This window comes from Klebsiella sp. JN_Kp127, assembly GCF_040062505.1.
In the GTDB taxonomy this organism is placed as follows: Bacteria; Pseudomonadota; Gammaproteobacteria; order Enterobacterales; family Enterobacteriaceae; genus Klebsiella; species Klebsiella quasipneumoniae.
This window is the reverse complement of the sequence record NZ_JBEAHS010000052.1, coordinates 124100-145929: the sequence shown is the minus strand read 5'-3', so window position 1 is coordinate 145929 and position 21830 is coordinate 124100. Positions and strand designations below refer to the sequence as shown.

The 21830-nt window shown below is 58.4% G+C and carries 19 protein-coding genes; 16 read left to right on the top strand and 3 right to left on the bottom strand.

Features of this window, described 5'->3' with window-relative positions; all coding sequences use genetic code 11:
• The first annotated feature begins 8 nt into the window (after positions 1-8).
• From ABLV04_RS21440 to mutT, 16 genes are all read left to right on the top strand, one after another.
• A complete protein-coding gene (locus ABLV04_RS21440) occupies positions 9-1775 on the top strand; it encodes a peptidoglycan glycosyltransferase FtsI (RefSeq protein WP_023291977.1) in 1767 nt (588 codons plus the stop codon).
• Positions 1762-3249: a UDP-N-acetylmuramoyl-L-alanyl-D-glutamate--2,6-diaminopimelate ligase gene (gene murE / locus ABLV04_RS21435; protein ID WP_023291978.1), complete on the top strand. Its 1488-nt coding sequence runs from the start codon at positions 1762-1764 to the stop codon at positions 3247-3249. The genes ABLV04_RS21440 and murE overlap by 14 nt, the downstream gene beginning before the upstream one ends.
• Positions 3246-4604, top strand: a complete 1359-nt coding sequence (gene murF / locus ABLV04_RS21430) for a UDP-N-acetylmuramoyl-tripeptide--D-alanyl-D-alanine ligase (protein WP_180266008.1) — start codon at positions 3246-3248, stop codon at positions 4602-4604. The genes murE and murF overlap by 4 nt, the downstream gene beginning before the upstream one ends.
• On the top strand, positions 4598-5680 hold the full coding sequence (gene mraY, locus ABLV04_RS21425) for a phospho-N-acetylmuramoyl-pentapeptide-transferase (RefSeq protein WP_004204335.1): 1083 nt from the start codon (positions 4598-4600) through the stop codon (positions 5678-5680). Before murF ends, mraY begins: the two co-directional genes overlap by 7 nt.
• Before the next feature lie 2 nt (positions 5681-5682).
• Entirely contained in the window at positions 5683-6999 is a 1317-nt protein-coding gene (gene murD, locus ABLV04_RS21420) for a UDP-N-acetylmuramoyl-L-alanine--D-glutamate ligase (RefSeq protein ID WP_023291980.1), read from the top strand.
• Positions 6999-8273, top strand: a complete 1275-nt coding sequence (ftsW, locus tag ABLV04_RS21415; protein ID WP_004204337.1) for a cell division protein FtsW — start codon at positions 6999-7001, stop codon at positions 8271-8273. Before murD ends, ftsW begins: the two co-directional genes overlap by 1 nt.
• Positions 8270-9340 (top strand): undecaprenyldiphospho-muramoylpentapeptide beta-N-acetylglucosaminyltransferase, encoded by a 1071-nt coding sequence (gene murG / locus ABLV04_RS21410; RefSeq protein WP_032429099.1) that lies wholly within the window; start codon positions 8270-8272, stop codon positions 9338-9340. The genes ftsW and murG overlap by 4 nt, the downstream gene beginning before the upstream one ends.
• 47 nt (positions 9341-9387) lie before the next feature.
• Positions 9388-10863: a UDP-N-acetylmuramate--L-alanine ligase gene (gene murC / locus ABLV04_RS21405; RefSeq protein WP_023291982.1), complete on the top strand. Its 1476-nt coding sequence runs from the start codon at positions 9388-9390 to the stop codon at positions 10861-10863.
• Positions 10856-11776 carry a D-alanine--D-alanine ligase gene (locus tag ABLV04_RS21400; RefSeq protein ID WP_023291983.1) on the top strand — a complete coding sequence of 307 codons (921 nt, stop codon included), beginning with the start codon at positions 10856-10858 and terminating at the stop codon, positions 11774-11776. Before murC ends, ABLV04_RS21400 begins: the two co-directional genes overlap by 8 nt.
• 1 nt (position 11777) lies before the next feature.
• Positions 11778-12608 carry a cell division protein FtsQ gene (ftsQ, locus tag ABLV04_RS21395; RefSeq protein ID WP_004204342.1) on the top strand — a complete coding sequence of 277 codons (831 nt, stop codon included), beginning with the start codon at positions 11778-11780 and terminating at the stop codon, positions 12606-12608.
• Positions 12605-13867 (top strand): cell division protein FtsA, encoded by a 1263-nt coding sequence (ftsA, locus tag ABLV04_RS21390; RefSeq protein WP_004204343.1) that lies wholly within the window; start codon positions 12605-12607, stop codon positions 13865-13867. The genes ftsQ and ftsA overlap by 4 nt, the downstream gene beginning before the upstream one ends.
• A gap of 62 nt (positions 13868-13929) precedes the next feature.
• Complete coding sequence (gene ftsZ / locus ABLV04_RS21385; protein WP_002888628.1) at positions 13930-15081, top strand: cell division protein FtsZ; 1152 nt, start codon at positions 13930-13932, stop codon at positions 15079-15081.
• 100 nt (positions 15082-15181) lie between these two features.
• A complete protein-coding gene (gene lpxC / locus ABLV04_RS21380; protein WP_002888632.1) occupies positions 15182-16099 on the top strand; it encodes a UDP-3-O-acyl-N-acetylglucosamine deacetylase in 918 nt (305 codons plus the stop codon).
• Positions 16100-16422: 323 nt separating this feature from the next.
• Complete coding sequence (secM, locus tag ABLV04_RS21375) at positions 16423-16920, top strand: secA translation cis-regulator SecM (protein WP_196531386.1); 498 nt, start codon at positions 16423-16425, stop codon at positions 16918-16920.
• 62 nt (positions 16921-16982) lie between these two features.
• A complete protein-coding gene (gene secA, locus ABLV04_RS21370; protein ID WP_180266007.1) occupies positions 16983-19688 on the top strand; it encodes a preprotein translocase subunit SecA in 2706 nt (901 codons plus the stop codon).
• A gap of 57 nt (positions 19689-19745) precedes the next feature.
• Positions 19746-20138: an 8-oxo-dGTP diphosphatase MutT gene (mutT, locus tag ABLV04_RS21365; RefSeq protein ID WP_004204347.1), complete on the top strand. Its 393-nt coding sequence runs from the start codon at positions 19746-19748 to the stop codon at positions 20136-20138.
• A 51-nt stretch (positions 20139-20189) separates the two neighbouring features.
• On the opposite strand, the gene yacG is transcribed toward mutT, so the two are convergent.
• Genes yacG through coaE form a run of 3 tightly spaced genes read right to left on the bottom strand, consistent with a single transcriptional unit; the run spans position 20190 to position 21757 of the window.
• A complete protein-coding gene (gene yacG, locus ABLV04_RS21360) occupies positions 20190-20384 on the bottom strand; it encodes a DNA gyrase inhibitor YacG (RefSeq protein ID WP_004204348.1) in 195 nt (64 codons plus the stop codon).
• A 9-nt stretch (positions 20385-20393) separates the two neighbouring features.
• Positions 20394-21137, bottom strand: coding sequence for a cell division protein ZapD (gene zapD, locus ABLV04_RS21355; protein WP_048296690.1), 744 nt, complete (start codon positions 21135-21137; stop codon positions 20394-20396).
• Positions 21137-21757, bottom strand: coding sequence for a dephospho-CoA kinase (gene coaE, locus ABLV04_RS21350; protein ID WP_032453842.1), 621 nt, complete (start codon positions 21755-21757; stop codon positions 21137-21139). Before coaE ends, zapD begins: the two co-directional genes overlap by 1 nt.
• Between the last annotated feature and the right edge of the window lie 73 nt (positions 21758-21830).

The following is a 21830-nucleotide window of genomic DNA, read 5'->3' as shown; positions in this document are numbered from 1 at the left end:
TGCGACGGATGAAAGCAGCGCCAAAAACGCCAAAAGCAAAACGTCAGGAAGAACAGGCCAACTTTATCAGTTGGCGTTTTGCGTTGCTGTGCGGCTGCATTCTGCTGGCGCTGACTTTCCTGCTGGGGCGCGTTGCCTGGCTACAGGTGGTCAGCCCGGATATGCTGGTGCGTCAGGGCGATATGCGTTCCCTGCGCGTACAGGAAGTGTCCACCGCGCGCGGGATGATTACCGACCGCTCCGGACGTCCACTGGCGGTCAGCGTGCCGGTGAAAGCTATCTGGGCCGATCCGAAAGAACTCCATGATGCCGGCGGGGTAACCCTGGATACGCGCTGGAAGGCGCTGGCGGATGCCCTCAATATGCCGCTGGATCAGCTGGCGACGCGCATCAATACCAATCCGCGGATGCGTTTCATCTATCTGGCGCGTCAGGTTAACCCTGACATGGCCGACTACATCAAAAAACTGAAGCTGCCGGGCATTCATCTGCGTGAAGAATCCCGTCGTTACTACCCTTCCGGGGAAGTGACCGCTCACCTCATCGGTTTTACCAACGTCGACAGCCAGGGGATTGAAGGGGTCGAAAAAAGCTTTGATAAATGGCTCACCGGCCAGCCGGGCGAGCGTATCGTGCGTAAAGACCGCTATGGCCGGGTAATTGAAGACATCTCTTCCACCGACAGCCAGGCGGCGCACAACCTGGCGCTGAGTATCGACGAGCGTCTGCAGGCGCTGGTCTATCGTGAGCTGAACAACGCCGTGGCCTTTAACAAAGCCGAGTCCGGCAGCGCGGTGTTAGTGGACGTGAACACCGGCGAAGTGCTGGCGATGGCCAACAGCCCGTCCTACAACCCAAACAACTTCGCCGGCACGGCGAAAGACACCATGCGTAACCGCGCCATCACCGACGTCTTCGAACCCGGTTCGACGGTGAAGCCGATGGTGGTGATGACGGCGCTGCAGCGCGGTATCGTCAACGAAAATACCGTGCTCAATACCGTGCCTTATCGAATTAACGGCCACGAAATTAAAGACGTGGCGCGCTACAGCGAATTGACCCTGACCGGGGTGCTACAGAAGTCGAGTAACGTCGGTGTTTCTAAGCTGGCGTTAGCGATGCCGTCCTCAGCGTTAGTAGATACTTACTCACGTTTTGGGCTTGGAAAGGCGACCAATTTGGGGTTGGTCGGAGAACGCAGTGGCTTATATCCTCAAAAACAACGGTGGTCTGACATAGAGAGGGCCACCTTTTCTTTCGGCTACGGGCTAATGGTAACCCCGTTACAGTTAGCGCGAGTCTACGCAACGATTGGCAGCTACGGCATCTATCGCCCGCTGTCGATTACCAAAGTTGATCCACCGGTTCCGGGCGAGCGTGTCTTCCCGGAATCACTCGTTCGTACCGTCGTTCATATGATGGAAAGCGTGGCGCTGCCCGGCGGCGGCGGCGTGAAAGCGGCGATCAAAGGCTATCGCATCGCGATTAAAACCGGTACGGCGAAAAAAGTGGGGCCGGATGGCCGCTATATCAACAAATATATTGCTTACACCGCAGGCGTTGCGCCCGCCAGCCATCCGCGCTTTGCGCTGGTGGTGGTGATCAACGACCCGCAGGCAGGTAAATACTACGGTGGCGCCGTTTCCGCGCCGGTGTTCGGTGCCATCATGGGCGGCGTATTGCGCACCATGAACATCGAACCGGATGCGCTGGCAACGGGCGAAAAAAGTGAATTTGTAATTAATCAAGGCGAGGGAACAGGTGGCAGATCGTAATTTGCGCGACCTTCTCGCTCCATGGGTGCCAAACGCACCGGAGCGCATTCTGCGAGAGATGACGCTGGACAGCCGGGTGGCGGCTTCCGGCGATCTCTTTATCGCGGTACAGGGTCATCAGGCGGACGGGCGTCGTTATATCCCGCAGGCGATAGCGCAAGGTGTGGCTGCCATTATTGCTGAAGCGCAGGGCGAAGCGAAAGACGGTGAGATCCGTGAAATGCACGGCGTGCCGGTTATCTACCTGAGCCAGCTTAACGAACGTTTATCGGCGCTGGCCGGGCGTTTTTATCATCAGCCGTCGCAGCAGCTGCGTCTGGTGGGCGTGACTGGTACCAACGGCAAAACCACCACCACCCAGCTTCTGGCGCAATGGGCGAAACTGCTCGGCGAAACCAGCGCGGTGATGGGGACCGTCGGCAACGGGCTGCTGGATAAAGTGGTGCCGAGCGAAAACACCACCGGCTCTGCGGTCGATGTTCAGCACGTGCTTTCCGGCCTGGTCGAGCAGGGGGCAACCTTCGGCGCGATGGAAGTCTCTTCCCACGGGCTGGTGCAGCACCGCGTGGCGGCCGTGCAGTTTGCCGCCTCGGTATTTACCAACCTGAGCCGCGACCACCTCGACTACCATGGCGATATGGCGCACTACGAAGCGGCGAAATGGCTGCTGTACTCCACCCACCATTGCGGCCAGGCCATCGTCAACGCTGACGATGAAGTCGGTCGTCGCTGGCTGGCGAAGCTGCCGGACGCGGTGGCGGTGTCGATGGAAGATCATATCAATCCGAACTGCCACGGCCGCTGGCTGAAGGCCACCGCGGTCAACTATCACGACAGCGGCGCCACCATCCAATTTGACTCCAGCTGGGGCAACGGTGAAATCGAAAGTCGCCTGATGGGCGCCTTTAACGTCAGCAACCTGCTGCTGGCGCTGGCCACGCTGCTGGCGCTGGGCTATCCGCTGGCCGATCTGCTGAAAACGGCGGCTCGTTTACAGCCGGTATGCGGCCGTATGGAAGTGTTCAGCGCGCCCGGTAAACCGGCCGTGGTGGTGGATTATGCCCATACGCCTGACGCGCTGGAAAAAGCGCTGCAGGCCGCGCGCCTGCACTGCAGCGGCAAACTGTGGTGCGTCTTCGGCTGCGGCGGAGACCGCGACAAAGGCAAGCGTCCGCTGATGGGGGCGATTGCTGAAGAGTTCGCCGATATCGTGGTCGTCACTGACGACAACCCGCGTACCGAAGAGCCGCGGGCGATTATCAACGATATTCTGGCCGGCATGCTCGATGCAGGTCATGCAAAAGTGATGGAAGGCCGTGCGGAAGCGGTGACCAACGCCGTGATGCAGGCGCAGGAGAACGACGTGGTGCTGGTGGCGGGTAAAGGCCATGAAGATTACCAGATCGTCGGCAACCGTCGTCTGGATTATTCCGACCGCGTCACCGTCGCGCGTCTGCTGGGAGCGGTAGCATGATTCGCTTTACGTTAAGCCAGCTCGCCGCGATCGCTCATGGCGAACGGCAGGGTAGCGATATCGCTATCGACGAGGTGACCACCGACACCCGTAAAATCACGGCGGGCTGCCTGTTTGTGGCGCTGAAAGGCGAGCGTTTCGACGCCCATGATTTTGCCGAACAGGCGAAAGCGGCAGGCGCCGGCGCGCTGCTGGTGAGCCGTCCGCTACCCTGCGATCTCCCGCAGGTGATCGTGAAAGATACCCGGCAGGCTTTCGGCGACTTGGCCGCCTGGGTACGTCAGCAGGTGCCGACCCGCGTCGTCGCCCTGACCGGCTCGTCCGGTAAAACCTCGGTCAAAGAGATGACTGCGGCGATCCTCAGCCAGTGCGGCAACACGCTGTATACCGCCGGCAACCTGAACAACGATATCGGCGTGCCGATGACCCTGCTGCGTCTGACCAAAGAACATCAGTACGCGGTGATTGAGCTTGGCGCCAACCACCAGGGCGAAATCGCGTGGACCGTCAGCCTGACGCGTCCGGAAGCGGCGCTGGTCAACAACCTTGCCGCCGCGCACCTTGAAGGTTTCGGCTCGCTGGCGGGCGTGGCGAAGGCGAAGGGCGAAATCTATACCGGTCTGCCGGAAAACGGCATCGCCATTCTCAATGCCGACAACAACGACTGGCTGAACTGGCAGGCGGTGATTGGCGATCGCAAAGTGTGGCGCTTCTCGCCGAACGCGGCCAACAGCGATTTCACCGCGACTAACGTGCAGATCACCAGCCACGGCACCGAATTTACGCTGCAGACCCCAACCGGCAACGTTGACGTACTGCTGCCGCTGCCGGGACGCCACAACATCGCTAACGCGCTGGCGGCGACCTCGCTGGCGATGGCGGTAGGCGCCGATCTGGCGGCGGTGAAAGCCGGTCTGGCGCAGCTGCAGGCCGTTCCGGGACGTCTGTTCCCGATCCGCCTGGCCGAGAGTCAGCTGCTGCTGGATGACTCCTATAACGCTAACGTCGGTTCGATGACCGCGGCGGTGCAGGTGCTGTCAGAGATGCCCGGCTTCCGGACGATGGTGGTCGGTGATATGGCGGAGCTTGGCGCGGAAAGCGCGGCTTGCCATCGTGAAGTCGGCGAAGCGGCGAAAGCGGCAGGGCTGGATTGCGTTCTCAGCGTCGGCGCCTTGAGCGCGGATATCAGCCGCGCCAGCGGCGTGGGCGAACATTTTAACGATAAAGCCGCCGTGGTGGCTCGCCTGCGCGAGCTGCTGGCGGAGCATAAGATAATGACCATTTTAGTGAAGGGTTCACGTAGTGCCGCCATGGAAGAGGTAGTACGCGCATTACAGGAGACTGGGACATGTTAGTATGGCTGGCCGAACATTTGGTCAAATATTATTCCGGCTTTAACGTCTTTTCGTATTTGACGTTTCGCGCCATCGTCAGCCTGCTGACCGCGCTGTTCATCTCTCTGTGGATGGGCCCGCGCATGATCGCCCGTCTGCAAAAACTCTCCTTCGGCCAGGTGGTTCGTAACGACGGTCCGGAGTCTCATTTCAGTAAGCGCGGTACCCCGACCATGGGGGGGATCATGATCCTCACCGCGATCACCGTGTCGGTGCTGCTGTGGGCTTACCCGTCCAACCCGTACGTCTGGTGCGTACTGACGGTATTAATCGGCTACGGGATTATCGGCTTCGTTGATGACTACCGTAAAGTCGTGCGCAAAGACACCAAAGGCCTGATCGCCCGCTGGAAGTATTTCTGGATGTCGGTGATCGCGCTGGGCGTGGCGTTCGCGCTCTATCTGGCCGGGAAAGACACCCCGGCGACCGAGCTGGTGGTGCCGTTCTTTAAAGACGTCATGCCGCAGCTGGGGCTGTTCTATATCCTGCTGGCCTACTTCGTGATCGTCGGCACCGGCAATGCGGTTAACCTGACCGACGGTCTCGACGGCCTGGCGATCATGCCCACCGTCTTCGTCGCGGCGGGTTTTGCGCTGGTGGCGTGGGCGACCGGTAACATGAATTTCGCCAACTACCTGCACATCCCCTATCTGCGCCACGCCGGCGAACTGGTGATCGTCTGTACGGCGATCGTCGGCGCGGGGCTGGGCTTTCTGTGGTTTAACACCTATCCGGCGCAGGTCTTTATGGGCGACGTCGGTTCGCTGGCGCTCGGCGGCGCGCTGGGCATTATCGCCGTGCTGCTGCGTCAGGAATTCCTGCTGGTGATTATGGGCGGTGTTTTCGTGGTGGAGACCCTGTCGGTGATCCTGCAGGTCGGCTCCTTTAAGCTGCGCGGTCAGCGTATCTTCCGCATGGCGCCGATCCACCACCACTATGAACTGAAAGGCTGGCCGGAGCCGCGCGTTATCGTGCGCTTCTGGATTATTTCGCTGATGCTGGTGCTGATTGGCCTGGCGACGCTGAAGGTACGTTAATCATGGCAGATTATCAGGGTAAAAAAGTCGTCATTATTGGGCTGGGCATGACCGGCCTGTCATGCGTGGACTTTTTCATGGCGCGCGGCGTAACCCCGCGCGTGATGGACACCCGCGTCGCGCCTCCCGGGCTGGATAAATTGCCTGAATCGGTCGAATGCCATGTCGGCGGCCTCAATGATACCTGGCTGCTGGCGGCGGATCTGATTGTCGCCAGTCCCGGCATCGCGCTGGCTCATCCTTCGTTGAGCGCGGCGGCGGACGCTGGCGTAGAAATCGTTGGCGATATCGAACTGTTCTGCCGCGAAGCGCAGGCGCCGATCATCGCCATTACCGGCTCGAACGGCAAAAGCACCGTCACCACCCTGGTGGGCGAGATGGCGAAAGCGGCCGGGGTTAACGTCGGCGTGGGCGGCAATATCGGCCTGCCGGCGCTGATGCTGCTGGATACCGATCGTGAGCTGTATGTCCTGGAGCTCTCCAGCTTCCAGCTGGAAACCACCTCCAGCCTGCAGGCGGTGGCGGCAACCATCCTCAACGTGACTGAGGACCATATGGACCGCTACCCGCTGGGGCTGCAGCAGTATCGCGCCGCGAAGCTGCGGATTTACGAGAATGCGAAGACCTGCGTGGTCAACGCGGACGATGCGCTCACCATGCCGGTACGCGGCGCGGACGATCGCTGCATCAGCTTTGGCGTCGATGTCGGTGACTACCACCTTAACCGTCAGCAGGGCGAGACCTGGCTGCGCGTTAAAGGTGAGAAAGTCCTCAATGTAAAAGAGATGTCTATCACGGGTCAGCATAACTACAGCAACGCCCTGGCGGCGCTGGCGCTGGCCGATGCCGCGGGCCTGCCGCGTGCCAGCAGCCTGAAGGCGCTGACCACCTTTACCGGCCTGGCGCATCGCTTCCAGCTGGTGCTGGATCACAACGGCGTGCGCTGGATTAACGACTCGAAGGCAACCAACGTCGGCAGTACCGAGGCGGCGCTGAACGGCCTGCAGCTTGATGGCACGCTGTATCTGCTGCTGGGCGGCGACGGCAAATCCGCTGATTTCACCCCGCTGAAGCGCTACCTTGGCGGCGATCGTATCCGCCTGTACTGCTTTGGTCGCGACGGCGCCGAGCTCGCCGAGCTGCGTCCTGAGGTGGCGGTACAAACTGAAACCATGGAACAGGCGATGCGTCAGATTGCGCCCCTGGTGAAAGCGGGCGACATGGTTCTCCTGTCGCCGGCTTGCGCCAGCCTGGATCAGTTTAAGAACTTTGAACAACGGGGCGAGATGTTTGCCCGCCTGGCGAAGGAGTTAGGTTGATGCGTTTCTCTCTCCCACGCCTGAGAATGCCGCAACTGAGCTTGCCTCGGTTGAGACTGCCGCGACTGCCGGGGATGTTTATCTTCGCCTGGCTGTTCGCCGCGCTGAAAGGCTGGGTGATGGGCTCGCGCCCAAAAGATAACGACAGTCTGGTGATGTATGACCGGATGCTGCTGTGGCTGACCTTCGGCCTGGCGGCGATCGGCTTTATTATGGTGACCTCGGCGTCAATGCCGGTGGGGCAGCGTCTGGCGAACGATCCTTTCCTCTTCGCCAAGCGTGACGGCCTGTACATTGTGCTGGCCTTTGTCCTCGCGCTGGTGACGCTGCGACTGCCGATGGATTTCTGGCAGCGCCACAGTACCGCGATGCTGATCGCCTCGATCGTCATGCTGCTGATCGTGCTGGTGGTGGGTAGCTCGGTAAACGGTGCATCGCGCTGGATCGCCCTCGGTCCGCTGCGCATTCAGCCGGCGGAGTTCACCAAGCTGTCGCTGTTCTGCTACATCGCCAACTATCTGGTGCGTAAAGCTGATGAAGTGCGCAACAACCTGCGCGGCTTCTTAAAACCGATGGGCGTGATTTTCGTGCTGGCGATCCTGCTGCTGGCGCAGCCTGACCTCGGTACGGTGGTGGTGCTGTTCGTCACCACGCTGGCGATGCTGTTCCTCGCCGGCGCCAAGCTGTGGCAGTTCATCGCCATTATCGGCATGGGCATCTCGGCGGTGGTCCTGTTGATCCTCGCCGAACCCTACCGTATTCGCCGCGTGACCTCCTTCTGGAACCCGTGGGAAGACCCGTTCGGCAGCGGCTACCAGCTGACCCAGTCGCTGATGGCCTTTGGCCGCGGCGAGATGTGGGGGCAGGGACTCGGAAACTCGGTGCAAAAACTGGAGTATTTGCCGGAAGCGCACACTGACTTTATCTTCGCCATCATCGGCGAAGAACTCGGTTATATCGGTGTGGTACTGGCGCTTTTAATGGTATTCTTCGTCGCTTTCCGCGCCATGTCGATTGGCCGAAAAGCGCTGGAGATCGATCATCGCTTCTCCGGCTTCCTCGCCTGTGCGATTGGTATCTGGTTTAGCTTCCAGGCGTTAGTTAACGTCGGGGCGGCGGCGGGGATGCTGCCGACGAAAGGTCTGACGCTGCCGCTGATCAGTTATGGTGGTTCCAGTCTGCTGATTATGTCGACGGCCATCATGTTGTTGTTGCGAATTGATTATGAAACGCGTCTGGAAAAAGCCCAGGCGTTTACACGGGGTGTTCGATGAGCGGTCAGGAAAAGCGGTTGATGGTGATGGCGGGCGGTACCGGCGGGCATGTGTTCCCGGGACTGGCGGTCGCGCACCATCTAATGGACCAGGGCTGGCAGGTTCGCTGGCTGGGTACCGCCGATCGTATGGAAGCGGATTTAGTGCCGAAAAACGGCATCGAGATTGATTTTATCCGTATCTCCGGCCTGCGTGGCAAAGGGATTAAAGCACAGCTGCTGGCGCCGGTGCGGATCTTCAACGCCTGGCGTCAGGCGCGGGCGATCATGAAGCGTTTCCAGCCGGACGTGGTGCTGGGCATGGGCGGCTATGTGTCCGGGCCTGGCGGTCTGGCGGCGTGGTCGCTGGGGATCCCGGTGGTCCTCCACGAGCAAAACGGCATTGCCGGCCTGACCAACAAGTGGCTGGCGAAGATTGCGAAGAAAGTGATGCAGGCGTTTCCCGGCGCCTTTCCGCATGCGGACGTGGTCGGGAATCCGGTGCGCACCGATGTGCTGGCGCTGCCGCTGCCGGGACAGCGTCTGGTGGGCCGTCAGGGGCCGATTCGCGTGCTGGTGGTCGGTGGCTCTCAGGGCGCGCGCGTCCTGAACCAGACCATGCCGCAGGTGGCGGCGAAGCTCGGCGATACGGTGACCATCTGGCATCAGAGCGGTAAAGGCGGCCAGCAAACCGTGCAGCAGGCCTATGCCGCCGCGGGGCAGCCGCAGCATAAAGTGACGGAATTTATTGATGATATGGCCGCGGCGTATGCCTGGGCAGATGTCGTGGTTTGCCGTTCCGGCGCGCTGACGGTTAGCGAAATCGCGGCCGCGGGCTTACCGGCGCTGTTTGTACCGTTCCAGCACAAAGATCGTCAGCAGTACTGGAATGCGCTGCCGCTGGAGAAAGCCGGCGCGGCGAAAATTCTCGAACAGCCGGCGTTCACGGTAGAGGCGGTAGCCTCTACTCTGGCGAGCTGGGATCGGGAAACCTTGCTGGATATGGCGGAACGAGCGCGTGGCGCTTCGATTCCGGACGCTACCGAGCGGGTAGCAGAAGAGGTCAGCGCCGTAGCTTTGGCGCGCTAATTGCGGTGATTTTCACCGCCCGAATACAGAAGTTGATGGCGTAAAGAATGAATACACAAGATTTGGCAAAACTGCGTTCCATAGTGCCCGAGATGCGTCGCGTCCGGCACATTCACTTTGTCGGCATCGGCGGTGCCGGTATGGGCGGTATTGCCGAAGTGTTGGCTAACGAAGGTTATCAGATCAGCGGCTCCGACCTTGCGCCGAATCCGGTGACTCAGCAGCTGTCGCAGCTTGGCGCCACCATTTATTTCAACCATCGCCCGGAAAACGTGCGCGATGCCAGCGTGGTCGTAGTTTCCAGCGCGATTTCCGCCGATAACCCGGAAATCGTCGCCGCGCACGAGGCGCGTATCCCGGTGATCCGTCGTGCGGAAATGCTGGCGGAGCTGATGCGCTTCCGTCACGGGATCGCGATTGCCGGAACTCACGGCAAAACCACCACCACCGCGATGGTGTCCAGTATTTACGCCGAAGCCGGGCTGGACCCGACCTTCGTCAACGGCGGGCTGGTGAAAGCGGCGGGCGTTCATGCGCGTCTCGGCCATAGCCGTTACCTGATTGCGGAAGCGGATGAGAGCGATGCATCGTTCCTGCATCTGCAGCCGATGGTGGCTATCGTCACCAACATCGAGGCCGACCACATGGACACCTACCATGGCGACTTCGAGAATCTGAAGCAGACCTTTATCAACTTCCTGCACAACCTGCCGTTCTACGGACGCGCGGTAATGTGCGTGGATGATCCGGTTATTCGTGAACTGCTGCCGCGCGTCGGCCGGCAGATCACCACCTACGGTTTCAGCGACGACGCCGACGTTCGCGTAGAAGACTACCGTCAGGTTGGGGCGCAGGGGCATTTCCGCCTGGTGCGTCAGGATAAAGAACTGCTGCAGGTGACGCTCAATGCCCCGGGACGCCATAACGCGCTGAACGCGGCGGCGGCGGTCGCCGTGGCGACGGAAGAGGGGATTGACGATCAGGCGATCCTGCGCGCGCTGGAAAGCTTCCAGGGTACCGGCCGTCGCTTCGACTTCCTTGGCGAATATCCGCTGACGGAAGTCAACGGCAAAGCGGGCAGCGCGATGCTGATCGATGACTACGGTCACCACCCGACGGAAGTCGACGCCACTATCAAAGCGGCGCGTGCCGGCTGGCCGGATAAAAATCTGGTGATGGTATTCCAGCCGCACCGTTATACCCGTACTCGCGATCTGTACGATGATTTCGCCAACGTGCTGACCCAGGTCGATGCGCTGCTGATGCTCGATGTCTACCCGGCAGGCGAAGCGCCGATCCCGGGCGCCGACAGCCGCTCGCTGTGCCGTACGATCCGTGGTCGCGGTAAAGTCGACCCGATTCTGGTATCCGACCCGGCGCAGGCCGCGGCGATGCTGGCGTCGGTGCTGACCGGCAACGATTTAGTGCTGGTGCAAGGTGCCGGAAACATTGGAAAAATCGCCCGTCACCTGGCTGAAATCAAACTGATCCCGCAAAAAACGGAGGAGGAGCGCCATGGCTGATAAAATCGCGGTGCTTTTCGGTGGAACCTCCGCTGAACGTGAAGTGTCGCTGAATTCAGGCGCCGCGGTGCTGGCCGGGCTGCGTGAAGCCGGGGTGGATGCCCATCCGGTTGACCCGCGCGATGTCGATATTACCCAGTTGAAAAAGCTGGGCTTTAAGAAAGCGTTTATTGCACTCCACGGCCGCGGCGGGGAAGATGGCACGCTGCAGGGGCTGTTGGATCTGATCCAGCTGCCTTATACCGGCAGCGGCGTGATGGCTTCGGCGATTTCAATGGATAAACTGCGCAGCAAATGGCTGTGGCAGGGGGCCGGATTACCGGTCGCGCCGTGGGTGGCGCTGACCCGCGCCCAGTTTAGCGCCGGATTATCTGCTGATGTCGAACAGCAGATTGCGGCGCTGGGTCTGCCGCTCATCATCAAGCCCAGCCGCGAAGGCTCCAGCGTTGGGATGTCGAAAGTCAGCGAAAGCTGTGATTTAGCGAGTGCGCTGGCGCTGGCTTTTCAGCATGATGATGAAGTTTTGGTCGAAAAATGGCTCAGTGGGCCGGAATTTACCGTCGCCATCGTCGGTGAAGAAATTTTACCGTCAATACGTATCCAGGCGGCTGGAACCTTCTATGATTATGAGGCGAAGTATCTCTCTGATGAGACGCAATATTTCTGCCCAGGATTGGAAGATCCAGCGCGTGAGTCAGTCATTCAGAGCCTGGTGCTTAAAGCCTGGAATGTTCTGGGTTGCAAAGGCTGGGGCCGTATTGACGTCATGCTGGACAGCGATGGCCAGTTTTATCTGCTGGAAGCGAATACTTCCCCGGGCATGACCAGCCATAGCCTTGTACCGATGGCGGCGCGTCAGGCAGGAATGAGCTTCTCCCAGCTTGTTGTACGAATTCTGGACCTGGCGGGGTGATATGTCGCAGGCTGCGCTGAATACGCGGAACCATGAAGAGGACGTTTCTTCTTCGCGTCGGAGTAATGGAACGCGGCTGGCAGGGATCGTTTTCCTGCTGGCGGTGCTGTTTACCGTGCTGGTCAGCGGGTGGATGGTTCTTGGCTGGATGGAAGACGCGCAGCGTTTACCGCTGTCGAAGATGGTGGTGACCGGCGAGCGTCACTATACGCGCAATGATGACATCCGCCAGGCGATCCTGGCGCTGGGTTCGCCGGGCACCTTTATGACTCAGGATGTGAACATCATTCAGAGTCAGATTGAACGTCTGCCATGGATTAAGCAGGCGAGCGTCCGAAAGCAGTGGCCCGATGAATTGAAGATTCATCTGGTTGAATATGTGCCGATTGCACGCTGGAATGATCAACATATGGTGGATGCAGAAGGAAATGCCTTCAGCGTGCCGGCGGATCGCACCAGCAAACAGAATTTACCGATGTTATATGGCCCGGAAGGCAGCGAGAACGAAGTGCTGCAAGGGTACCGTGACATGGGGCAGGTGCTGGCAAAGGATAAATTCACGTTGAAAGTGGCGGCAATGACCGCCCGTCGTTCCTGGCAGTTGACGCTTAATAATGACATTAAGCTCAACCTTGGCCGTGGCGACACCATGAAACGGCTTCAGCGCTTTATGGAACTCTACCCGGTTCTTCAGCAGCAGGCGCAGACCGACGGCAAACGGATTAGCTACGTTGATTTGCGTTATGACTCGGGTGCGGCAGTAGGCTGGGTACCTGCTCCCGCAGAGGAAACTAATCAACAACAGAATCAGGCACAGGCAGAACAACAATGATCAAGGCGACGGACAGAAAACTGGTAGTTGGACTGGAGATTGGCACCGCCAAGGTGGCCGCTTTAGTAGGGGAAGTTCTGCCCGACGGCATGATTAATATCATCGGCGTGGGCAGTTGCCCATCGCGTGGTATGGATAAAGGCGGTGTGAACGACCTCGAGTCGGTGGTGAAATGCGTACAGCGCGCCATCGACCAGGCCGAACTGATGGCGGATTGCCAGATTTCATCAGTTTATTTGGCTCTTTCGGGTAAACATATAAGCTGTCAGAATGAAATCGGGATGGTACCGATTTCGGAAGAAGAAGTGACGCTGGATGACGTCGAGAACGTGGTCCATACCGCGAAGTCGGTTCGCGTACGCGATGAGCACCGCGTCCTGCACGTGATTCCGCAGGAATACGCCATTGACTACCAGGAAGGGATAAAAAACCCGGTAGGGCTGTCCGGCGTGCGTATGCAGGCGAAGGTACATCTGATTACCTGCCATAACGATATGGCGAAAAACATTGTTAAAGCGGTGGAACGTTGTGGTCTGAAAGTTGACCAACTTATTTTCGCCGGTTTAGCGGCCAGTTATTCCGTATTAACAGAAGACGAACGTGAGCTGGGCGTCTGCGTGGTGGATATTGGCGGTGGTACAATGGATATCGCCGTCTATACCGGCGGCGCGCTGCGTCACACCAAAGTGATCCCGTACGCGGGCAACGTGGTGACCAGCGATATCGCCTATGCCTTCGGTACGCCGCCGAGCGACGCCGAAGCCATTAAGGTTCGTCACGGTTGCGCGTTGGGTTCCATCGTCGGTAAAGACGAAAACGTCGAAGTACCGAGCGTAGGCGGACGGCCGCCGCGTAGCCTGCAGCGTCAGACGCTGGCTGAGGTGATTGAACCGCGCTATACCGAACTGCTTAATCTGGTCAATGAAGAGATCCTGCAGCTGCAGGAACAGCTCCGCCAGCAGGGGGTTAAACACCATCTGGCGGCGGGGATTGTGTTAACCGGCGGCGCGGCGCAAATTGAAGGTCTGGCGGCCTGTGCGCAGCGCGTGTTCCATACTCAGGTGCGCATTGGCGCGCCGCTGAACATCACCGGTTTAACGGACTATGCCCAGGAGCCGTATTATTCGACGGCGGTGGGGCTGCTGCACTACGGAAAAGAGTCACATCTGAGTGGTGAAGCGGAAGTCGAAAAACGCGTGACGGCGTCGGTGGGCTCGTGGATTAAGCGACTCAACAGCTGGCTGCGAAAAGAGTTTTAATTTTTTAAGAGAACGCAGACAATTAGCGTTCTCAGGCGACAGGCACAAAACGGAGAGAAACTATGTTTGAACCTATGGAACTGACCAACGACGCGGTGATTAAAGTCATCGGCGTCGGTGGCGGCGGCGGTAATGCCGTTGAACACATGGTGCGCGAGCGCATTGAGGGTGTTGAATTCTTCGCGGTGAACACCGATGCGCAGGCGCTGCGCAAAACGGCTGTTGGCCAGACTATCCAGATCGGTAGCGGTATTACCAAAGGTCTGGGCGCTGGCGCGAACCCGGAAGTCGGCCGTAATGCGGCGGATGAAGACCGTGAAGCGCTGCGCGCGGCCCTTGATGGCGCAGACATGGTGTTCATCGCGGCAGGCATGGGCGGCGGTACCGGTACCGGCGCGGCGCCTGTTGTTGCCGAAGTGGCTAAGGATCTGGGGATCCTCACCGTGGCGGTGGTCACTAAGCCGTTTAATTTTGAAGGCAAGAAGCGCATGGCGTTTGCTGAGCAGGGGATCACCGAGCTGTCCAAGCACGTTGACTCACTGATCACCATCCCGAACGACAAGCTGCTGAAAGTACTTGGCCGCGGCATTTCTCTGCTTGACGCGTTCGGCGCGGCAAACGACGTCCTCAAAGGCGCGGTGCAGGGTATCGCCGAACTGATCACCCGTCCGGGCCTGATGAACGTCGACTTCGCGGACGTCCGTACCGTGATGTCAGAAATGGGCTACGCGATGATGGGCTCCGGCGTGGCGAGCGGTGAAGACCGTGCGGAAGAAGCGGCTGAAATGGCTATCTCTTCTCCGCTGCTGGAAGATATCGACCTGTCCGGCGCGCGCGGCGTGCTGGTTAACATCACCGCGGGCTTCGACCTGCGTCTGGATGAGTTCGAAACCGTGGGTAACACCATCCGCGCATTTGCTTCGGATAACGCCACCGTGGTTATCGGTACCTCTCTGGACCCGGATATGAACGACGAACTGCGCGTCACCGTAGTGGCGACCGGTATCGGCATGGACAAGCGTCCGGAAATTACCCTGGTGACCAACAAACAGGTTCAGCAGCCGGTGATGGATCGCTACCAGCAGCACGGTATGTCCCCGCTGACGCAAGAGCAGAAGCCGGCGGCAAAAGTGGTGAACGACAATACGCCGCAAACCGCGAAAGAGCCGGATTATCTGGATATCCCAGCCTTCCTGCGTAAGCAAGCCGATTAAGAATCGACTGGAAGTTGGGCATCTGCGCTCTTTGTGCTAAACTGGCCTCCCGATAGTGGTGTACACTTCGGTTGGATAGGTAAATTGGCGAGATTATACGATGATCAAACAAAGGACTCTTAAACGTATCGTTCAGGCGACTGGTGTCGGTTTGCATACCGGCAAGAAAGTCACACTGACGTTACGCCCTGCGCCGGCAAATACCGGGGTCATCTATCGTCGCACCGACTTGAATCCACCGGTAGATTTTCCGGCTGATGCCAAATCTGTGCGTGATACCATGCTCTGTACTTGCCTGGTTAATGAGCATGACGTGCGGATTTCTACGGTTGAACACCTGAACGCCGCATTGGCTGGCCTGGGTATCGACAACATTATTGTTGAAGTCGATGCACCGGAAATCCCGATTATGGACGGCAGTGCGGCTCCGTTCGTTTATTTGTTGCTGGACGCCGGCATCGATGAACTGAACTGCGCCAAGAAATTTGTACGTATCAAAGAGACGGTTCGCGTCGAAGATGGCGACAAATGGGCTGAATTCAAACCGTACAATGGTTTTTCGCTGGACTTCACCATCGATTTTAACCATCCGGCGATTGATGCCAGCACCCAGCGCTATACGCTGAACTTCTCGGCCGATGCGTTCATGCGTCAGATTAGTCGTGCGCGTACCTTCGGTTTCATGCGCGATATCGAATATCTGCAGTCCCGCGGCCTGTGCCTGGGCGGCAGCTTCGATTGTGCCATCGTTGTTGACGATTATCGCGTACTGAACGAAGACGGTCTGCGCTTTGAAGACGAATTTGTTCGCCACAAAATGCTGGATGCGATCGGTGACCTGTTTATGTGTGGTCACAACATTATCGGCGCATTCACGGCGTACAAATCGGGTCACGCGTTGAATAACAAACTGCTGCAGGCTGTTCTGGCAAAACAGGAAGCCTGGGAGTATGTGACCTTCGAAGACGACGCAAAACTGCCAATGGCGTTCCGCGCACCGTCGATGGTTTTGGCGTAAGCCTGACCATTCAGTAAATTCGACTGGTAACCTGGTACTCTCTCCGACCAGGGAACCAGTCGTTTTTCTTTTATAGCCTCTTCCCGTTATTTTTCGCTGCGATTTCTGGGTAATAATTAGCGCGCGTTCGCTGCTTTATTAAGCGTTTTCCCCGGGCAACAGCCTTCATTCATGCTGCCTCAGCGCGCTATTAATGTTAGTATTTGAGCGCAAAATTATTTCTCCGGGTTGCTTTACCCCGTGGACATCAGGTTGTCCTGCGAAAAACGTTAATAAAGAGACAGCCTGAACGACAACGGGTATACCAAAGAAAGGTAATGAACGTGAGTGGATTGCTGACGCGCTGGCGACAGTTTGGCAGACGGTATTTTTGGCCGCATCTCCTGTTGGGGATGGTCGCGGCCAGCCTCGGCCTGCCTGCGCTAAGCAACGGCCATGAGACCGCGACGCCAGCGAAGGCGACCGCCAGCAACCATAATCCGAGCAAAGTTAATTTCTCCCAGCTGGCGCTGCTGGAGACGAATCGCCGGCCAAACTTTACCGTCGACTACTGGCATCAGCACGCCATTCGCACCGTTATTCGTCATCTCTCTTTCGCCATGGCGCCGCAGGCCTTGCCGGTGGCGGAAGAAGCGTCCCCGCTGCAGGCGCAGCATCTGGCGCTGCTCGACACGCTCAGCGCGCTGCTGACGCAGGACAGCACGCCGCCGGTGGTGTTCCGCCAGGCGGCGTATATCCCTTCCTCATATTCTGCCTTCCGCGTCAGCGCCTGGATAAGCCAGGTGGCGGGGATCCGCGCAGGGCCTCAACGTCTCAGCTGAAAATAACCACGGACTATCCTATTTTTTGTGACTCCGCACCGCGGGGCGTTTGAGATTTTATTATGCTTATTAAAATGTTAACCAAGGTTTTCGGCAGCCGTAACGACCGTACGCTGCGTCGTATGCGCAAAGTCGTCAATATCATCAACGGTATGGAACCGGCGATGGAAAAACTCTCTGATGACGAGCTGAAAGCGAAAACCGCTGAATTCCGCGCGCGCCTGGAAAAAGGCGAAGTACTGGAAAACCTGATCCCTGAAGCTTTCGCCGTCGTTCGCGAAGCGAGTAAGCGCGTGTTCGGCATGCGTCACTTCGACGTTCAGCTGCTGGGCGGTATGGTGCTTAACGATCGCTGCATCGCCGAGATGCGTACCGGTGAAGGTAAAACCTTGACCGCGACCCTGCCGGCCTACCTCAACGCGCTGACCGGCAAAGGCGTACACGTGGTGACCGTCAACGATTATCTGGCCCAGCGTGACGCCGAAAATAACCGCCCGCTGTTCGAATTCCTCGGCATGACCGTTGGCATCAACATGTCCGGCCTGCCGGCGCCGGCGAAGCGTGAAGCCTACGCTGCCGATATCACCTATGGCACCAACAACGAATACGGCTTCGATTACCTGCGCGACAACATGGCCTTCAGCCCGGAAGAGCGCGTTCAGCGTAAACTGCACTATGCGCTGGTGGATGAGGTGGACTCCATCCTGATCGATGAGGCGCGTACCCCGCTGATCATTTCCGGCCCGGCGGAAGACAGCTCTGAAATGTACCGCAAGGTCAACAAGATCATTCCACACCTGATCCGTCAGGAAAAAGAGGATTCGGACACCTTCACCGGCGAAGGCCACTTCTCGGTGGATGAAAAAGCGCGTCAGGTTAACCTGACCGAACGCGGTCTGGTGCTGATTGAAGAGCTGCTGGTACAGGAAGGCATTATGGATGAAGGTGAGTCCCTGTACTCCCCGACCAACATTATGCTGATGCACCACGTCACCGCCGCGCTGCGCGCCCATGCGCTGTTCACCCGCGACGTTGACTACATCGTTAAAGATGGTGAAGTTATCATCGTTGATGAGCACACTGGCCGTACGATGCAGGGCCGCCGCTGGTCCGATGGCCTGCACCAGGCCGTTGAGGCCAAAGAGGGCGTGGATATCCAGAACGAGAACCAGACCCTGGCCTCTATCACCTTCCAGAACTATTTCCGTCTGTATGAGAAACTGGCGGGGATGACCGGTACCGCCGATACTGAAGCCTTTGAATTCAGCTCCATCTACAAGCTGGATACCGTGGTCGTCCCGACCAACCGTCCGATGATCCGTAAAGACATGGCGGATCTGGTCTATATGACCGAAGCGGAAAAAATTCAGGCGATTATCGAAGATATTAAAACCCGTACCGCAGCCGGTCAGCCGGTGTTGGTGGGGACAATCTCGATCGAGAAATCGGAAGTGGTTTCCCGTGAGCTGACCAAAGCCGGCATTAAGCACAACGTTCTGAACGCCAAGTTCCACGCCAGCGAAGCGGACATCGTCGCCCAGGCAGGCTATCCTTCCGCGGTGACCATCGCTACCAACATGGCGGGCCGTGGTACCGATATTATGCTCGGCGGTAGCTGGCAGGCGGAAGTCGCGGCGCTGGAAAACCCAACGCCTGAGCAGATTGAACAAATCAAAGCCGACTGGCAGGTGCGCCACGATGCGGTACTGGCCGCAGGCGGCCTGCACATCATCGGTACCGAGCGTCATGAATCACGCCGTATCGATAACCAGCTGCGCGGCCGTGCCGGTCGTCAGGGGGATGCCGGTTCTTCCCGCTTCTACCTGTCGATGGAAGATGCCCTGATGCGTATCTTCGCCTCCGATCGCGTATCCGGCATGATGCGTAAACTGGGGATGAAACCCGGCGAAGCCATTGAGCACCCGTGGGTCACCAAGGCTATCGCCAACGCACAGCGTAAAGTCGAGAGCCGTAACTTCGATATTCGTAAGCAGCTGCTGGAATATGATGATGTGGCCAACGACCAGCGCCGGGCAATTTACACCCAGCGTAACGAACTGCTGGACGTGTCTGATGTCAGCGAAACCATCAACAGCATCCGCGAAGACGTGTTTAAGGCGACTATCGATGCCCATATTCCGCCGCAGTCGCTGGAGGAAATGTGGGATATCGAAGGCCTGCAGGAGCGTCTGAAAAACGACTTCGACCTCGACCTGCCAATCAAAGAGTGGCTGGATAAAGAGCCGGAGCTGCATGAAGAGACCCTGCGCGAACGTATTCTGCAGAGCGCGGTAGAAACCTACCAGCGTAAAGAAGAAGTGGTCGGCGCCGAAATGATGCGCCACTTCGAGAAAGGCGTGATGCTGCAGACCCTGGATTCGCTGTGGAAAGAACATCTGGCGGCGATGGACTACCTGCGCCAGGGTATCCACCTGCGCGGCTATGCGCAGAAAGATCCGAAGCAGGAGTACAAGCGCGAATCGTTCTCTATGTTTGCCGCGATGCTGGAGTCACTGAAGTATGAAGTGATCAGCACCCTGAGCAAAGTGCAGGTGCGGATGCCGGAAGAAGTCGAGGCGATGGAGCAGCAGCGTCGGGAAGAGGCCGAGCGCCTGGCGCAGATGCAGCAGCTCAGCCATCAGAGCGATGATGAAGCCGCTGCACAGGATCTGGCGGCGCAAACCGGCGAACGTAAAGTGGGGCGTAACGATCCCTGCCCGTGTGGTTCCGGTAAAAAATACAAACAGTGCCATGGCCGTCTGAGCTAAGGGCTGATAAAAAAACAAAGGCGCAGAGTTCTGCGCCTTTTTTATGGAGCTGATTCAATGAAAAAACTGCAAATCGCCGTAGGGATAATTCGCAATCCAGAAGGCGACATCTTTATTACCCAGCGCGCCGCCGATGCCCATATGGCGAATAAACTGGAGTTCCCGGGCGGGAAGATTGAATCTGCTGAAACGCCAGAGCAGGCGTTGATCCGCGAGCTACAGGAAGAGGTGGGGATTACGGTCACCACGTTTTCACTATTTGATAAGCTGGAGTATCAGTTCCCCGATCGCCACATTACGCTGTGGTTTTTCCTCGTGGAAAGCTGGGAAGGCGAGCCCTGGGGCAAAGAGGGGCAGCCGGGACAGTGGATGGCGCGGCAGGCGCTGGATCCGGCGGCGTTTCCCCCGGCTAATGAACCGGTTATCCGCAAACTTATCGCCCAGGGCTGAGCCCCGGGCCGGGAGGCTAACCCAACAGGCGTGGGTTAGCGTGCCGTCAAATCAGGGCTGCTGCTCGCTCCAGTCATCGCTATCGGAGAGATCGCCCGCGCTGGGGATGCGCTTCTCCTCTGCTGCCCATTCTCCCAAATCGATCAGCTGGCAGCGCTTGCTGCAGAACGGACGATAGGGGCTTTGTTCGCCCCATACCACATTTTTGCCGCAGGTCGGACAATTGACGATAGTCTCTTCTGACATGTTATCTCCTTAACAGCAGGCCAGTTCAAAATCAAAGCGCTCCGGCACGATCCCATACTCACTGTCCAGCGGCAGGAAGCGGATGGCGAAACGGCTCTTATGGCCGGAGATCTGCGGATAAAGCTGGTGGGCCAGATCGAGACGCAGGCGCAGCAGATCGGCATCTTCGCCATTATCCTGATAAAAGCCATTGAGGCTGGTCTGTTTGCGAAACTGCCCGGAGTTACGGATCAGATCGAGGATCAGGCTCAGGGACTGGACCAAAGGATCGAGGCTGGCAAGCCAGCTGGCCATCTGCTCGTCACGATGCGCCTGCGGCATATGGAGCCAGATATGCAGGGTCGGTAAATCGAAGCTGCAACAGCCGCCTGGGATACTCAGACGCTGACGCACTAGCGCAATCAGGCGATCTTCACGCAGAAACTGACCAATGCGCGGCGCGGCCATCAGGGTGCTGGAAGACTGCTTGAGCTGCTGGCGCAGCGCGTTAATACGCTCCTGATCGACTCCCGGCACTTCTGCCCAGGACTGGAGCTTACGCTGCTGGCGCTCCAGCTCTTTGACCAGATCGGTACGCACCTCGCCGCGCTCCAGGACATCCAGCAGATCGCCGGCGTTACGGAAAAAATGGAGCGCATCGGCATGGCTGGCAATCATCGGATGGAAAGCCATCTGCTGGATCAGAAATTCGATGCGCAGCCAGGTGCGCATTTTCTCATTAAGAGGATGTTCAAACAGAACGGGGGTATGCATTACGAGTTTTCCTGTGAGGCGGCCTGCGATGCCAGCGTTAAATACTTTTCGTGCAGGCGGGCAACATCCGATGCCACTGCATCCGGCGTGCCAGTGTTTTCAATAACATCGTCCGCGACGGCCAGGCGCTGCTCGCGCGTGGCCTGGGCGGCAAGAATATGTTCAGCATGTTCGCGGCTGACCTTATCGCGCAGCATGGTGCGTTCGATTTGCGTCTCTTTTGGCACATCGACGACCAGGACGCGATCGGCCTGGCTGGACAGGCGGTTTTCGACCAGCAAAGGTACGACCCAGAGGAGATAAGGGGAGGTGGCGGCCTGCATCTGGCGGCGCGTTTCCTGCTGAATTAGCGGATGCAACAGCGCGTTGAGCCAGGCTTTTTCCTCCACCTGAGCAAAAATTTTTTCCCGCAGCAGACGGCGGTTTAGCGTGCCGTCGGGCGCGATCATCTGTGGCCCGAAGTGGCCGGCAATGGCCTGGAGTGCCGGGGTGCCGGGCTCGACTACCTGGCGGGCGATAACATCGGCATCGATAACGTTAATCCCGAGCTGCGCGAAGGCGTCGGCAACCGTACTTTTACCGCTGCCAATCCCGCCTGTTAACGCGACTGTGTACCCCATATCTTCTGACCCTGAAACGGATTGCTCGTATTTTTTGGTATTCAGACAGCGAGGACGGGCAGTATGCCGGAGA